This is a genomic window from Paenibacillus sp. MZ03-122A, assembly GCF_024213325.1.
Lineage (GTDB): Bacteria > Bacillota > Bacilli > Paenibacillales > Paenibacillaceae > Paenibacillus > Paenibacillus polymyxa_B.
In genome coordinates, this window is record NZ_JANAVI010000007.1 from 122,604 (window position 1) to 138,315 (window position 15,712).

Here is a 15,712-nt window from a genome sequence, read left to right on the forward strand (position 1 = left end):
TCCCTCCTTATCATTCATAATGTTGTAGCTCACTCTGTCTCGTTATCCATATGCTTGGACCATCCATACGGTCTGGGCTTTTCCACTTTTACACCGAAAAAAGGGCAAAAAGGTAGTCTACCTATTTTGTAGTGGCCACCGGTGGCACTTTATGAAGCTTTATTTTCTTTGTCGGAAGGGTCGGTTGGCTTTATTTTTTCTCCACTCGACTTGGACTCAAAAATAGCTACTGCATTCCGCAAAATATCCGGCATCGGCACTCCCATTCTGCCCACATTTTCAATAATGGACAACAGCTCGTTCGCTAAATAAAAGAAAACGACGGCATCCCGGAAGTAATGTGCATCCCCGAGAATACCGTCGATTAGATGAGCTACCGTAATGAGCAAAAACACGGTAACCTTGCGAAAAATACCGTAATACCCCTGGCGGCTTTTGAGCTCCCCATTAATCCAGGCCGCTGCCCATCCGGTGAAAAAGTCGATCACGACCATCCACCACAGCAACGTCAACATTGTGGTCCACCCCCCAAAAAAATAACCGATCAAGGTCCCCGTGGAAAGCCCCAGCCAAATCTGATCGATCTTTTCATACATGTTTGTTCCCCCTTTTGAACCTAGCTTTAAAGTGAATGCCCTTGGTTGTCCAAGGGCATAAAATAACACGATCTGTGTGGCATCATTTAGTTGTTACTTAGCTCTGTCCTTATTCGAAAGCATACCATTGATAAGCTTGTATTTTAACATTGTTAGATATATAAACGGTTGCACTGATATTAAGATTAAACCCACCCGGTACTCCTGAATAAGAAACAGAAGCATCTGCACCTCTATAAGTGCGAATACCTGCAAGATTGCTAATATAACCGTTATAATCACTAGTACTACTGGAAATTGATATGTTAACCAATACGATGCTAGGTGTAAACGACAATCCTGAGACTGCTAACGATAACAAGGGATTCGTAGATGTTGCGGATACCTGACCATTAAAATTCCCGCTTGCAGATTTTTTGGTAGATAATCCACTTATTGCTTCCGCTAACTGATCTCCGGTCATACCAGAGTTGGCGCTGCCGCCTTTGCCAGTGATAGCGTTAGCGACCTTTGATTTAAGATCACTGGCTTGCGTAAAAGCCTGGTCTGCCCGACTGTAAGCTTCATTCGCTCGATCATTAGCTGCCTTTACCGCACTCGGAGTAGCTGCCTGATCTATGGCTGTGCTTCCTGTAGATGTATTAAGCTGCACAATCCCCCTCGCCTGTGTTGATGCTGAAGGCAAATCCGATGCTATATGACTATGTTGCTTAGGAGCAGCGTACTGATCTGTATACTTCTTGGCATTCCCCTCTGCTGCACTCCATGCTGCTTGCTTGGCTACTGTAACATGGAGGTCTGTATTGCTGGCGTGATTGTCCAACGCTTCCTTGGAAGCAACACCGTTCCCAGCCGGGTCCTTTTTGATATTTTCAACCTGTGCGGCCAATTCCTGATCGTTAGCATAAAGCGTATCAATCGGTCCATTCAGGACGTCTGCATGTCCCTGGTCGGTAGTAACAAATCTGCGTGGCTGTTGTATGCTCATACTTCTTCATCCTCCTTAATAGATGTCTTCAATTTCAAAAACAAACTCCATATCACTATCTTTGATCTTGTTGCTCATTGTACGGATGGCCGTCAGCTTCTCCGCTGAATCTACCAAAGCCAGCTCATTAATCGTCTCACCCACCAATTCATTTTCTGCCAGTGAGCAAGTATAACGAATTGTTGCAGGAGCAATAAATTCAAAGCTCGTAATATCCTTTTGAACCAGTTCCTTTTTTAACACCTGTTCTGTTCCATCCAAAGGCAGTGGCTTCCCTGCTTGATCCACACCGCCGCTACCAAACGCCATTTTTACTACTTTTGTCAGCGTTCCTCCCTCAGCGCGGGCACGAGCCATTTGTTCCCTTGCATATGCAGTCGTAACTGTCAAAACTTGTTCTACCATACTTACCATCCTTTCTATCTTTAAATAAAAGTTATATTGGTTTAGACTGAAATAACTTTCTCAGTTGAGCTTAACATCTGACTACCGTCCAGCTTCATACTTCCATCTAACTTCCAATAATGGTCTCGAATTATCATTCTGCCTTCCTGATGATGATCCATTCGATGCTTGATGACCATTTTTGTACGGTTTAAATAGCGCATAGGTTCCTCTGTCCACCCGGACAAAGAAGCTATTCCGTTCAGTAACTCGACACCATCTAAATACCATGGCTTCCCACCAAAAAAGCGAACTCTTGAACGTAATCGAATACGAGAAACCATTTCATTCTCATGAAGAAATGCAAGCCTAGTTTTGTTATTCATATAAAAAGCAAGATGAGCAGGCTTAATATCCTCGATGATCTTTTTGAAATCAATCATATTTTCAGGGATTCTATTTTCAAAGCTCATACCAAACTTGTACTCAGCCGGATAAAAATCTACTTCCCCATCGACACCAAATGAGCTCATGATTTTCCGTATTAAATCCCCTGAAAATTTGCCGCTGCCACGAAGTTTTGACTCCACAACAGATCGCCGCTGTTCCAGCGGCTTTTCCAAATGGATCGGGATACCCAGTTCCATTTCCCAGCGTTCAAGCCCCCAAGTAGCGGTGCGAACAAAAAACTGGGCTAACGTATCATCTAGCGCAAGGTATAGAGCATCTAGTTCGCTACCCTTTGCATCCATATCGACGTGCATAACACGGGATGCTTCGTAATAGGCAGGAAGATAGGAAAATAGCTCCGGCCCCCGCGAACTGAACATTCGTTTACTAAAATCATCCGTTACATCTTGGATAACAGATTCTTTTTTTTCGTCAATATCCATCCATACTCACCATCCCCAGTTCTACCCCCTGATTCGAATTGAATCGTTATAAAAGGATTGCTTTGTCTGTTCATTTTCAGCTTGGAGAAACCCATTATAATCAGATCCCTTCTTTCATACATGCTCGCTCCTCCTTTGAGCCCAGACATTTTTGCTCTCTGCTCTATACCGTTTTTTTACGAAAAATAGAGCTATACCATTTAACCGGTTCTCGCTGTGCACTGGAAACCTCCATAGATGACGACTCCTCTACGTTATCCAATACCAGATCAGAACGATGGGATAAAATCATTTCCTTCACTTGTTTACGTTGTTTTTCATCTAAAGCGTAGCATCCAATGATAGCTGCTATATTACCTTCTCCCCGGTCATAGCGGGTAACACAAGCATAAGCACAAATACGCAATTGAGTCTCTGTTAAAGCAGTCATAGTTATGACCTCACCTCTTTTTAAATAAGAATTTTGCGGCTAAACAGGAGTCAGTACATGGTTATTTTCCTGTGTTACCAAGCATGAGCTGGGTCAGCGTTACTTCGAGATCTGCAATACGCTGCTTCAATTGATCTGTCTCACTTGGCTGTTGCTCTGCTTTTTGTGTCAGTTCCTTAATCGCTTCCTCACTCAATCCTTCACTCCAAAATGTCGTCGGGTCTCTTCGTTCTGGAGTCGCAAAAGCCGGAGCAGAATATATAGGTTCGTCTCCACGTTCGTTTTCCAGCTTGTTTTGCCATTCAACATGCAACTTCTGAAATGAAGCTTGCGATTCCTTACTAATTTTCTCGTACTTCTTTTGTGCCTCAATCAGAGTTTCGTTATATTCTGCTTCATAGGTCAACCAGCCTTGAATATCAAACAGAGGATGATATAAGCCCGGTGGAACTAGAATACCAACCGTATAGCCAGCAGGGCTGGTTTCTGTATTCTCTTCATCAATGGCACTCGATTTATCGGTAGTACGCACATAGATGTCTTGTTGCTGGTCTGTGTCAGATAGTATGAGTGAAGATGGAGCATAAAAAGGGACGACACCCGAAAAGGCATCGTCCACTAGCTTGTCCTCCAGATAGAGGCCATCTGTATTTACTTTAGGTACTGCTTTCATATATTATCCTCCTTAAACTTCTGCTATAAATTGAACGGCATCTAAACGTATCCAACCATAGCCCCCTCTGCCTACTACTTCAACACGTCCGTCAGAGGATATTGCAATTACGGCAGTTTTGTCAGCGGACACCGCATCAGATGCTGCGCAGGTTAATACCGTTAGGATTTTAGGCCTGTATCCTTCCGGCAACCTAAAACACGTGACGGTTGCATTAGAAGTCGGTACCTTTATTGACCCGTGCATCTTAATAAGATTATCTGACATTTTAAGGTACTGAGGCCACATATCCACTGAGGATGTTTCTGCTGTAACGCCATTAAGCAACGTGGGTGTAATCCAGGAAGGGCTATCCTTGTCCGCCTTTTTGTTCTCCACCACAGACAGGCGCAAATTTGCTTGTTGCACGCAGTCTATCAAATCCAACAGCAGTGTCTTTTCGTTGGCTGCGTAGATTCCTGTGAACGGCACAACGGGTGAGAGACCAACCATAAAGTACGTGACACTGTAGGCCGATGCTCTGTCGCTATCCGATGCATTCAAAAGTTGCGATAACGTACCCGCACTCGTGATCCATCCGACGCCCTTAGTCCATCTTGTGTCTAAGACCCCATCTTTGTATACCGTCAACGGTTGTATAGACCTGTTCCTGAGCAAGCGCGCGCTAAAGCTGGCGTTATTTATGTTCATCCTGTTGCCGAACATAGTTCCTGTCTCCATAAATACGTCGGCAGGCTCGCGCAACACAATTCCCGTACCTACTTCAACCTGATTGTCTCCCGCAACGAACGTTAGTTGTCCTTCGGATATGATAGGCTCTGCTGTAGGCGTTGCGAGTTTGTATACGAGTTGGTATGCCGACCAATTTCCATATCTTACGTACGACAAGGATGTTATCGCTGTTGTCGGCAAAGTAGTTACGTACAGCGTTGCTGCGGTCCCGTTCGAATCGTAGATAGAATCAAGCGGACACCACGCCTTCCCTACTGCCTCATTGTTAAACGGCTTACTAACGTCTCCTTGACCAGCCAAATACATCTTCCAGCCCATAAAATACGCCTTTATTTCGTCTGTTGTAGGTGTGTAGTTATCTCCCCATCCACTGTCTGCGCTAGAAATGGACAGACCCACAACACCAGATTCTGGGCTAAGGTGGGATTGATCCGGCCCGCTTAACGGGAAAACATGCTGAACCAACTTACCGTCAAACTTTGTTATCCTCTCACTGTCAACCATTCCATTAGTGGCAGGTATCCGTACAACTTTGTAGCCTGCGGCTGAATCGAAGTAACCCCAGGGTAGCGAGCCGTCAAGCGTCATACTGTGCCAACGTTTGCTTTTATAATATTGCCCATCACATTCAAACACTGTATCAGCATTAGCCCCTGTAACTGGATCGGCGTATAGGTCTGTTTGCAGTGCCAGCATGGAGTCTTCATGCTGCTTGAATGGTTTGGCAATACTGCCGATGTTGAACATAAAGTCTGAAATCGTTACTTCGGCAGTGGATGTGCCCAACAAGCGGATCACTACACCTTTAGTACCTGCCGGAACTGTGAATGTATAAGATATAATTCCGCTACCTGTTACACTACCGATAACCGCAGTCTCGTTTTGCATATTTACATGTATTCTACCCGTTGGTCCACTCGACTGAGCGGAAACCGTGTAAGCCTGACCCGGAACTAATGGGTAGATGGAAGATATCATTATATTTGAAGAAGAAACAACAACACTTCGATCATCTTTAATAAGAGGTGTTCCGACCGCAGTGTCCCAAGAATAAAAAGAGTGTGGGGCCAAATTCTCCCCATACCGGACCGCGTATGGATTACGTACAGGCATTACACTATCTACATAAGGATATTTGTTGTCAATTTGATCGTCGGTCATCGTTGCTAATGCTGCATATTCTGCTGCAGAAATCTCATAGATACGCGCAGCCTCAAAATAAGAATACTGTCCTACAGTACCCTGTGTTACCAAATCTATGTTAGTAATAATATCGCTGGTAGGTGCCAGCCTAAACCAAGCCGTAGCAAAGTTAGTCTTATCCGTAACTACAACTTTCGATTCTACCAGAGCATTCGGAGCCGAGATTCCTGCATCTATAGCGTTACCTACTTTAGCTCTTACAATTGCAACATAGTATTTCCCAGCTAAAAATTTAAAATTACTATAAAACCCCACTCCAACGGTATATCCAGGCTTGATCGTTACTTTTAACGAATTAGGCATTGTCCCTTTATTCAAAGTATCTAGCGCTATATCAGCTTGATACGGTGTTACCCCCCTTAAGCTACTCAAATTCCCCCATCTTCCCAACAAATTCACCAACGTACGCCCGCTCAGCCCCGTCAGCGAAAATGGGGCAGCCTTTTCCGCATGAACAATTTGCACCCCAGGTTCGAGAGTTACCGCCTTACGCTCTGTTGTATCCAGACGCTTCTTGATCTCATTTACACCATCATTCACATCACCTGCGAAATTGTCTACAGCGCGCCAGTTTTGGTCCAAATACTTCTCCAGATCAAAATACGTGGTTTTGGGCGATGTGCGGTCAATTTGATTTAAGCCAAGATTTGGTGTTTTTTCGCTTGCCATGTTATGCGCCACCTCCTAAATATCTATCCTGTGTTGTATGTTCATTTTCATAGAGGGTCATAGACTCAACTTCAGCAATGGTCAGGTAGCGTAATTTGTACTCCACCGCCATATGAGCGGGCTTGATCTCCTCAATGGCTGCTTTAAGATCCTCCACGTTGGGCGGAATCCCGATGGTATCCATAAATTTGACGGTAAATCCCCATTCGGCGGGATGAAAGATAACATCTACCGTGCCTCCGTCGTACGCTTCAGCTACATTTTTGACAAGCCGGCCGGAAAAGGTTCCTGCCCCTCGCAGCTTCGATTCCACCACAGCACGCCGTTGGTCCAATGGCTTCGCCAGGTCGGTTTCGATCCCCAGCTCCATTTCCCAGCGTTCCAGCCCCCACGTGGCGGTACGTACGAAAAACTGTCCCACCGTTGCATCCATCGCAAGATACAAGGCGTCCAATTCGCTTCCTTTAGCATCCATATCGGAACGCATCACACGTGAGGTTTCATAATAGGCAGGCAAATAGGAAAGCAGCTCGCGTCCCCGCTCGCTGCTCATTTGGCCCACTGTATCTCCCGCTATAGTTACTCGATTAACAAAAGTGTCACTACGGTTTGCACGTTTTCCCTGGTCTGGGTTATTCAATAAATCTTCAAAGCTGTTCGTTCCATTGTTACTCACTGACGCTCACCGTCCCCAGCACTGCCACCTGACCTGATCCAATCTCAATATTCTGATTGCTCTGTCCATTGATTTTCAGTTCAGAGAAATCAATAATAATTGGAATGTCGAGCAAAACAGCAGAAATCCGGGTATACCGTACCAACGGGTCTTCCTTGTAAAAAGCAAGCTGCTTCAAATACGTCCGCACACCGCTTTCGATCAGCTTTTTGATTTCATCCAATGTGGACGGCTTCTCTTTGGTACGCTGTACCTTGACTGAGATGTTAATTTCCACTTCTGTCGCTGGCATGATCGTCACCACAGGACCCGCTGGTGCCAGCCCTTCTCCTTGCCCATCCTGCGTCGGATCAATATACTTTTGCACCGCAGCCACGATATCCGGGCTGGCTGCTCGTTTGTCCGTATCCAGTACATATAACCCCACTGTTCCTGGCCCTTTCCAGAGCGGAACAACTTCTACGCCACCCACTCCAGCAATTTCATTCGCCCACTGGGTATACTGCGCCTTGTTGCCGCTGGTGCCTTGGTTCCGCACCTTGGCATAAAAACGTTCCAGCAACAGTTGGTCGCTCTCAACGTCTGTACCGCTTTTGGTTTCCTCCGTATTAATCACAGAAGCAACCCCGCTAATCGGGGTTGCCATCACTTGGATGACACCCGCAGGCACATTACCGTTACGCCCGGGATTGACCGCCCGAATAGCCGCTTCCCCGGCACCTTGTTCATCCAGCGTGACCGAAGCCGTGGTCGCATACTCAATGGAAGCTTCCCCGGATACATCATCTGCCGGAGTCGCCACCAACGTTCCCGCCGGGATGGTCGTTCCCGCTGTGCCCGTGAACGTGACCATACCTGAGGCCGCAACCGCTTCTCGCCGTGTTACCCCATGCTCTGCTGTACGCAAATCCAGCTCCGGCGAGCGAAAATCCGGGTTGTCGCTGGCTGCCGTGCTGGCAAAGCCACGTCGCAGTAGCTCCTGCGCCCAGATTGCCGCTTCGGATAGCATAAACGCTACCGGGGCCTGTGCATCCCAAATAAAAGAGCCCTCGGACTTATCCATGTCCGAAGGCACTTTTTCCAGCATCCGATTTAAAATTTCCTCTTCCGTCTGGTCTACCAAATATTCCGGCAAGTCTGCCATTAGATCACCACACTTTCCACAATTTCCGTTTCATCTCGCACGTTCGTAATCTGGCAGCTAAAATGGCACGCCTCACCTTCCCAGCGAAACGTGAATTGATCCACACTAGCCGTACGTGCATCTGCTAATAACGCCTCTGTGACCATACGTTTAATTTCACTTTCCTGCACACCGTGCCCATAGCTGCTGCCAATCAGCTCCTCCAGCTCGCTACCATAGTCAGGCGAATAGATCACATGCCGGTAGCGAGGAGTGCGAATCGCTTTTTCACACCACTGTACCCACCCTTCCTTCTCCCCTGTAGTCACGATTTTACGACTAGGGCTCATAACAAACTCACCGGCTTCAAAATCAAACCGCCAGCTTCGCCCAAATACTGCGCGATTATCCTCCAGTACATCCGGGTCGGTCATATCCGTTTCTGTCCAGATCATATCATCTGTTTCGGGAAATAAATTAGCCACGTCCACTCACCACCTTGCACACGACCACCACATCATTCCCGCTATTCACCCGAACCGTAAGCACACGATCTCCAGGCTTAAGGCCTTCGTTCAAGCTAAGATTCACATCCTCCAGCTCATCCTCCCCGATATAAAAGGAAGTTTTCAGCTCTTTGCCTTCCCAATTCTCCGATTCCACTGCGGTTGAGGTACCTTTGTACATGTGACGTGGTACAGATAGCAGTCCCGGCAGCTCCGCGACCAGATAATCCTGAAGCTCATGTTTAAAATCGTCCAACTTGAGTCCCGTGGAGGTGATCGTGCCTAGTACGGCGCCCACTCCACTCAGCGCTTGCCGGGTGTGTCCCGCCATAGACGACTGCATTACACTTACAAATGCACCATAGGGATCTTTACTCAAGAAAATACCTCCTTTTAACCATATCGAAGGAAGCGAGCTCTAAAGTCATATTCCCCGGGCTCCCCAAATCCCGACTGACTGAAGTAACAATCAGTTTTAATCCTTGTAACATCACAGCTTCACCGGCGCGTATGGTATTAATATCTGGTAAATTTACTGTAAAAGTTTCCTGAATTCCAGTTAGATGACTTTTAGCTAGCTTATTGGCTCCGCCAGCTGCTTTCACTTGATCATCTTCCACCAGTTTTTGCAAAGTACCTAGCGCTTTAGTATCCCCTTCTGCTACAGCCAGCACCTTAGACGGCACTTCTTGTCCACTTCCTACGTTTTCATTAGCTGTCATTACTTTGACTTTAGTTACGGCTCCCTCAAGTGTTCGTAACTGTGTAAGATCAATAAATCGGTCTAACACGTAAGGGGAAGGATTGCTACCGATTTTAAACAACTCCAGCCCAGAACTTGTCATGCGTAACTGGTACAAATCTCCGCCCAATTTTGCTGTCTCTTTCAAATCAGCAAGCATCATGGAATATAGAGTCTGGGCGCGGTAAATACCTTTTCCTAATCGCACTTTCGTATCAGGTATTGAGGGGATCTGAAACTCCCAATCCTTCGCGTATTTACGCAACCGTTGCGTGGCTGTCTGCCCTTTAGGAAATAAATATTCATCCTCGGATTTATCCAGATAAATCGTCCGATCATATACCACCAGAGAGAAACGTTTTGTACCGCTGTTAGAGCTCTCTACTTCCCATACAACAGCAGGGTGGAGAAGTGGTACCTTTACATTTTTTCCAAATGGAATTCCACTGACACGAATAGACATTCCCGGAGTAATCGTGGGCATAACATTTGAAGCAGCTACACGGATGCTGGCCTGATATGCAATTTGATTAAGAGCATCTTTTAAAGTTATTTTCTCAACTAGGGAGGTAAGATCATATCGATCTTGAAGTATTACTTGGTAACTCATGGCATCACCAGCTTTTGACCCGCTTTAATCCTATTCGGATTGTTGCCTATGATCTTTGAATTCACTTGATATATACTTTTCCATTTGGAACTGTCCCCCAACTCCAACTTTGCAATTTTAGAAAGCGAATCCCCAGTTTTGACAGTGTACGTCTTAGATTTAGTTTTAAGATTCGTGCGTGGAAGGTTACTAGAGTTTACTTTTTGAGGAGAATTCCCTTTTCGCAACACTATTTTAGGTTCCCTCCATGTACGCAAAGTAATTTCAAAATATATATCTCCTGCCTCGCCTCCCCGAAAGGTCGTATTATGAGCAATGATAAAAACAGGAACATTAATTAGTGTATTCGTAATAATAAATTGGTACGGCTTCTCTGCTTTTAACATTGCATTTAACCTGTTCATCGCTTCGTTAGGATCTGGGATATTTTTATAACGACAATAGGATGCATCGTACACCTTGGGAAAAAAAGAAGAAAAGGTGATTTCTTTCACCTTTTCTCCTTGTGGAAAATCAAATTCCCCATGTGTAAGCATCGTAACTGTTTCATACCCTTTTTGCCGTGAAATATTCACCTCTTCGGGATTAACTGGGAATTGAAACACGCTTTGACCATTAATCAGAAAAAAGTCTATACCCATAGCCTCCCTCCTTTCTGCTGTGATAGATTTACGTTAGACTAGTACAGCTTTATCCTTTTTAAGGGAACTATTGTCCCCTCCACCTCTATTAATAATTGCCTGTCGTACCTCATTTACAATCCGGTGTCCTACTTGAAGTGCCATCGTGTCGAAATCAATAGAATCTTCTTGAACCGTTACCTGTACTGCTCCAGGAGGCAACGTTACACTGATTTGGTTGTTCGTTTCTGTCTTGAAATCCTTGAGAAAGCCTGAAAGGCTACTCATTTGTTCATCCGTTATTTGCACGAGCTGTGGAGCTGGTTTTCCTCCTTTCGCCGTAGGAATTTGTGAACCACCTGGCCCCATACCCTGAATCACCTTGGAACGGTTTTGGGCATCCTGAATAAAAGATGGTAATGGAAGCCCCGGATCAACCGAAGGGAATCTTGACAGAGCTAATGACGCTCCCGGTGCAGTTGAAGCGGGATTATAAGATTGCGAAGCCTTATTTACAGAAACAGCAGGTTGTGATTTTTCAGGTTCATTTGAATAACCAAACAAATTAGAGAAGTCACTTTTCAAACTTTCTGTTTGACTAGAAAACCAATTACTGACATCAGATGCTTTATTACTCATCCAATCTGTAGCTTGGGAAGCTTTTTCACCAACCCAATCCTTCGCAACACTTGCTTTCTCGCCAATCCAATTCTTTGCACCAATAGCTTTTTCTCCAACCCAGTCCATTGCAGAAGTAGCTTTTTCTCCGGCCCAATCACTCATTTCAGAGAACTTTTGAGCTAACCATTCACCTGCTAAACTATCTACTACAGCGCCTACAATTGCACCAATAAGACCACCAATTACAGTACCTATACCTGGAGCAATCGCTGTACCAATAGCTGCCCCAGCAGTAATAAAGCCACTTCCTAAAAGCGCTGATGTAATAGCAGCCGGACGTTCTTCCGGCGACGCTGTAGCAATGTCTACAATATCTAATACTATGCTAATTGGGCCAAGCAGCTTCTTGCCCCCCTTCATTGCTCCCTTACCTATCTTTTTAAGCATATTTCCTGGATTTTCACCAAGTATTTTTTTACCGAAATCAAAGATTTTTCCAAGTGTCCCCTTATTTCCATTCGGTCCTCCTGGAACTCCTGGCTTATGAGGCTTAGAGCCAGGCTTTGGGGTAAAAATACGTTTTATCGTTTCCCACAGCTTAGGAAGTCCTTGTTTCTTTCCAGGATTTTTTTTGTTGTTCTTATTTTTGTTTTTGCTTTTACCATCAGGTCCATCTTGTTCAGCAATACTTTTCTTATTGTTTCCTTTTTTCCCACAGCAACAATCACAGATCACCTTAATTTTTGGAGAAACTCGAATAGGACCTGTTTTTACATTGATCTTAGGCGCATATTTTGGAGCTGCAACTCTAATATTCAATCTTGGTGGTTTTACCTTAATATCATAATTAAAGTTAAAGTCAAATTTAGGATCTTTTATTTCTATATTTGCAGTAACACTGATAGACTTGTTCACAATATTGGAAACATTTAAATTATTTCCCCTGTTGCCGTCCTTAGCTCTCTTCTTATTTGTACCGTCTTGATCAATGCCCGTTTTAGCACGTGCAACAATATAGGCATCCTTAAGACTTTTTAGCTTTCTGATAAGCGCTTCGAGCACTGGAGTCGCCTTATCAATCAGAAAGACTTTTGGCCTAATTCGTAGCCGACTAAGACGAATAGCTAGGCTGTAAATATTACCTAGATGCCTATGCATATACTTGAGTTCCGTATTTAGCTTAATCAAACTCTGATAACGGGTACGACCTAAGCGATCAGAAAGCCTTTGTATCTGCTCAATATAGCGACTTGTCGCTTTAAGTTCCCGGTTTGTAATGATTAAATCCTCTACATCTGTAACAATATTAACTCTATAGTTACTTGAACCTGCCATCTACTCACCTCCTTGCGTATCTATTATTGCTGTATTTGTTTTGACAATGCGTCCAGTTCCTCTTCTGCAAAAGCGATTAACATGGATTTTTCCCCTCTGTTTAAGGACCAAAACTCTCCGGGACGGAGATGATGCCGTATCCACAGATGATACAGCACAGTCGTCATTCCGCCGGAGCGAATCAGTTTTTTAGATCATCAATTTCCACACCGAAGCCGGACAGTTCCAGAACTTTGTCACCTACCGCATCCAGTTCCCCTGCCAGAAGCATACGGCGAACAGCCTGTTCACCACCGGACAATTTAAGCCGGCTAGTAATTCGCGGATCACCCCATCCATTAATTTGCAGACCTTTTACCTCTAGACCAGCCGTAGCTTCAGAGATAAGCAATGCATTAAATGTTTCTGTATCTACTTTTTCATCTACACGGCCTTTAATGGTTTTACGAATTGTGCACCGTTCACGGATACTATCTACTTTGTTGGACGTCAAACCACGAAGTGTGAGAAGCATATCCAGGCGTTGAATTCGAACAGTTTCCTCAGGTAATTTGTCTGCAGCTTCAAAAAGACTATCTAAAATTTGTTCTTCTGACATATTTTCAGGCAAGCTCATAAGTCATTCTCCCTTATTGTTAATTTGTATTTGGGGAATGGAATGCCTGACAGCATCCCATCCCCCGTTTTTCAATTTAGTTTGCTACAATCGGATCAAGAAGCTCATAACCTTCGAAAGTGAAGGTCGTTTCTTCTGGCACTTCTTCTCCTGCAGTCCAATTAGCCAACTGAATCTTATCTGGCATGCAGCGAATCAAACGAACACGTTCATGTCCAAAAGATTCGGGATCGTCCAGCTTGGAAATAATATCGAATTTTTCAAAACCGCGACGGATCATATCAGAAGTTACTTTGTAACCACTCATCGTTCCAGTACCTTTTTTGGCTCCATTTTTATGCACTTTCCAGGTATTACCTACTAGATTCAGTTCTCTTTTATCAATTTCCACGCTGGCTTCCAGCTTGTTAATATGTGTCTGCCATACCCCATCAATATATGCCTGACCATACGTACCTAAAATGACTCTTGAAGCATCCAACATTTCTTTTTCCTCCTCAAAATAATCCATAATATAGTTCGGGATTCCATAAAATCCTCGTTGTTAACAAGCTACTTCATTTCTGCCGATAGCCTGCGAAATACTTATACACGTAAAATGCTTATTTATTGCACGTAAAATGTGCCGAACAACTGCTCCATCACGTCGGTGAGCTTCACGTTCCATTGCAGGAACACTTGATCCGGCTCCGGTTTGATGACTGGTGCATCGCCGTAGTAAGCCGGGTCGAGAATGACATCGTAGCCGTCTGCTTCGATGACGTTGCTCAGCGACAGCTGTGCCAGGTATTCTTTGATTGCACCGATAAGCGCCAGACGACCTTCCACCGTGTTGTTGATTTTGCCAATGTATGTCTCTTCGGCTGCACGCTGCAAGTCAGCGTTAATAGCGTCCATGACACGGATGGAACGGATTTTCTTCCATGCGTTATTTTGTCCGGCAGACGGGTTTACCAAGCTGTTAATCCCACGCAGCGCTTTGACCTGACGTCCGTCGAAGAACAGCAGGAAGACACCATTACGGACAGCCTGCTCCTGCTCGGAACGTGTCCAGCGGCGGGTTACATCCTCAAAAGGCGTAACCGCATATGTTGCCGATTGATTCAGACGTTGACCTGCGATCAGTCCGGCTACATAAGCAGCCGTTTGGGCAGAACTGTAGTCCGTACCTGCCAGACGTACGCCTGTACCGACGTTCACGATGCCTTCATGGTTCAGTGCCAGGGAACGTGCAGAGGCCAAGCTGACGGCTGTTTTGGACACATCATCTGCCGTAGAACCACCGAATACAGCGATTACGCCTTTACCTTCGTTGCGGACACGCTTGATCCAGGCAGCAAAGCTTTGCAGCAATGCCAGATCAGCTGCATAATCCAGGGCCAAGACATTAAATTCCTGTCCTTCAAGTGCCTCCTGCATCGCGATGTAATCGGCATTAACCAGCTTGCTATTGCCGCTGTTGCCGCCAGTGAGGTGTACGCCGCTGACATCCACCGGAATGCCGCCGTCGCCGACAACCTCAGCCTTCACCCATACGTTTTCGCTGTTCTCGTTCATGGCCTTGGCAATGGAGGCAGCCGTACCGTCACTGCCTTTGTACGTGCCGAGCAGCTTGGTTCCTTCATAAAGGCGCACCTCACGTGCTTGCTCATCACCCAAAGTTGGCTGTACAGTTACAGCAAAACCATTACCGCGGCTACCTGTATACAAAGCCTTCAGGCGCAGCACATCCGCTGGGGTCTCACCGCCGCTTTTCAGCGTCACAGATGCTTCAGCAGCTGTATCATCTGCCAAACGGTAGGCTAACAGCTTTTTCGGACCGCCCAGCAAAGCCAGATACAGCGTCGAATATGCGGTCGCCCCGTCCAGACTGTCACCCGAAAAGATTTGGCTGATTGCCGTTTCACTGCCGATCTCTACAAACTCACGTACAGGGCCCCAATTCGCCTTAACGGGTACAACGACTGTACCACGCGACCCACCTTGAATCGCTGAAGCTGCTGCTGCCTGAAAATTCATATACAAACCCGGCAATACCGGTTTATTCGTGTTTTCCCATGTTCCGCCTGCCATAATTAGTCCACCTTCGCTTTCATAAATTGTTCGATTTTAGTTTGTGCTTCTGCTACTGTAAACAGCTTGTCCTGTGTGCCAAAAAAGGCGCCTGCCAGCACTTCTTCTTTCACGGAAAACAATTGTTCTGCGTGCTCCTTTAGCTCCTCCAGCGTATAGCGGGGGCCACTTACTTCCTGCCCGGAATGTACCGGGGCCTTCTCATGGTTTTCCAAGGTCACT

At 45.5% G+C, this 15,712-nt stretch carries 18 protein-coding genes; all 18 read right to left on the minus strand.

Annotated features, from left to right (window positions below; translation table 11 throughout):
- Positions 1–149: 149 nt before the first annotated feature.
- On the minus strand, positions 150–596 hold the full coding sequence (locus NLX74_RS16545; RefSeq protein ID WP_254329338.1) for a phage holin family protein: 447 nt from the start codon (positions 594–596) through the stop codon (positions 150–152).
- 109 nt (positions 597–705) lie between these two features.
- The gene (locus NLX74_RS16550; RefSeq protein ID WP_254329339.1) at positions 706–1,584 is read right to left on the minus strand and encodes a tail fiber protein; all 879 of its coding nucleotides are present in this window, start codon (positions 1,582–1,584) and stop codon (positions 706–708) included.
- Positions 1,585–1,599: 15 nt separating this feature from the next.
- Positions 1,600–1,989: a phage tail-collar fiber domain-containing protein gene (locus NLX74_RS16555; protein WP_235307581.1), complete on the minus strand. Its 390-nt coding sequence runs from the start codon at positions 1,987–1,989 to the stop codon at positions 1,600–1,602.
- Between the two features lie 41 nt (positions 1,990–2,030).
- Positions 2,031–2,798, minus strand: coding sequence for a putative phage tail protein (locus NLX74_RS16560; RefSeq protein ID WP_483311657.1), 768 nt, complete (start codon positions 2,796–2,798; stop codon positions 2,031–2,033).
- A gap of 226 nt (positions 2,799–3,024) precedes the next feature.
- A complete protein-coding gene (locus tag NLX74_RS16565; protein ID WP_235307579.1) occupies positions 3,025–3,291 on the minus strand; it encodes a hypothetical protein in 267 nt (88 codons plus the stop codon).
- Positions 3,292–3,352: 61 nt separating this feature from the next.
- On the minus strand, positions 3,353–3,964 hold the full coding sequence (locus tag NLX74_RS16570) for a hypothetical protein (protein ID WP_235307578.1): 612 nt from the start codon (positions 3,962–3,964) through the stop codon (positions 3,353–3,355).
- 12 nt (positions 3,965–3,976) lie between these two features.
- Positions 3,977–6,568, minus strand: coding sequence for a hypothetical protein (locus tag NLX74_RS16575; protein ID WP_254329341.1), 2,592 nt, complete (start codon positions 6,566–6,568; stop codon positions 3,977–3,979).
- Between the two features lies 1 nt (position 6,569).
- A complete protein-coding gene (locus tag NLX74_RS16580) occupies positions 6,570–7,244 on the minus strand; it encodes a YmfQ family protein (RefSeq protein ID WP_254329342.1) in 675 nt (224 codons plus the stop codon).
- Positions 7,237–8,388 (minus strand): baseplate J/gp47 family protein, encoded by a 1,152-nt coding sequence (locus NLX74_RS16585; protein ID WP_254329343.1) that lies wholly within the window; start codon positions 8,386–8,388, stop codon positions 7,237–7,239. The genes NLX74_RS16580 and NLX74_RS16585 overlap by 8 nt, the downstream gene beginning before the upstream one ends.
- The gene (locus NLX74_RS16590) at positions 8,388–8,852 is read right to left on the minus strand and encodes a DUF2634 domain-containing protein (protein ID WP_254329344.1); all 465 of its coding nucleotides are present in this window, start codon (positions 8,850–8,852) and stop codon (positions 8,388–8,390) included. The genes NLX74_RS16585 and NLX74_RS16590 overlap by 1 nt, the downstream gene beginning before the upstream one ends.
- Positions 8,845–9,252 carry a hypothetical protein gene (locus tag NLX74_RS16595; protein ID WP_254329345.1) on the minus strand — a complete coding sequence of 136 codons (408 nt, stop codon included), beginning with the start codon at positions 9,250–9,252 and terminating at the stop codon, positions 8,845–8,847. Before NLX74_RS16595 ends, NLX74_RS16590 begins: the two co-directional genes overlap by 8 nt.
- Positions 9,245–10,225 carry an XkdQ/YqbQ family protein gene (locus NLX74_RS16600; RefSeq protein ID WP_254329346.1) on the minus strand — a complete coding sequence of 327 codons (981 nt, stop codon included), beginning with the start codon at positions 10,223–10,225 and terminating at the stop codon, positions 9,245–9,247. Before NLX74_RS16600 ends, NLX74_RS16595 begins: the two co-directional genes overlap by 8 nt.
- Positions 10,222–10,860 carry a LysM peptidoglycan-binding domain-containing protein gene (locus NLX74_RS16605; RefSeq protein WP_254329439.1) on the minus strand — a complete coding sequence of 213 codons (639 nt, stop codon included), beginning with the start codon at positions 10,858–10,860 and terminating at the stop codon, positions 10,222–10,224. Before NLX74_RS16605 ends, NLX74_RS16600 begins: the two co-directional genes overlap by 4 nt.
- Positions 10,861–10,899: 39 nt before the next feature.
- Positions 10,900–12,801: a hypothetical protein gene (locus tag NLX74_RS16610; RefSeq protein WP_254329347.1), complete on the minus strand. Its 1,902-nt coding sequence runs from the start codon at positions 12,799–12,801 to the stop codon at positions 10,900–10,902.
- 181 nt (positions 12,802–12,982) lie between these two features.
- Entirely contained in the window at positions 12,983–13,417 is a 435-nt protein-coding gene (locus NLX74_RS16615) for a phage tail assembly chaperone (protein ID WP_025678604.1), read from the minus strand.
- Between the two features lie 76 nt (positions 13,418–13,493).
- Entirely contained in the window at positions 13,494–13,901 is a 408-nt protein-coding gene (locus NLX74_RS16620) for a phage tail tube protein (RefSeq protein ID WP_025720555.1), read from the minus strand.
- A gap of 122 nt (positions 13,902–14,023) precedes the next feature.
- Positions 14,024–15,490 (minus strand): phage tail sheath family protein, encoded by a 1,467-nt coding sequence (locus tag NLX74_RS16625; protein ID WP_254329348.1) that lies wholly within the window; start codon positions 15,488–15,490, stop codon positions 14,024–14,026.
- A 2-nt stretch (positions 15,491–15,492) separates the two neighbouring features.
- Positions 15,493–15,711: a YqzN/YkzM domain-containing protein gene (locus NLX74_RS16630; RefSeq protein ID WP_254329349.1), complete on the minus strand. Its 219-nt coding sequence runs from the start codon at positions 15,709–15,711 to the stop codon at positions 15,493–15,495.
- Position 15,712: the final 1 nt, after the last annotated feature.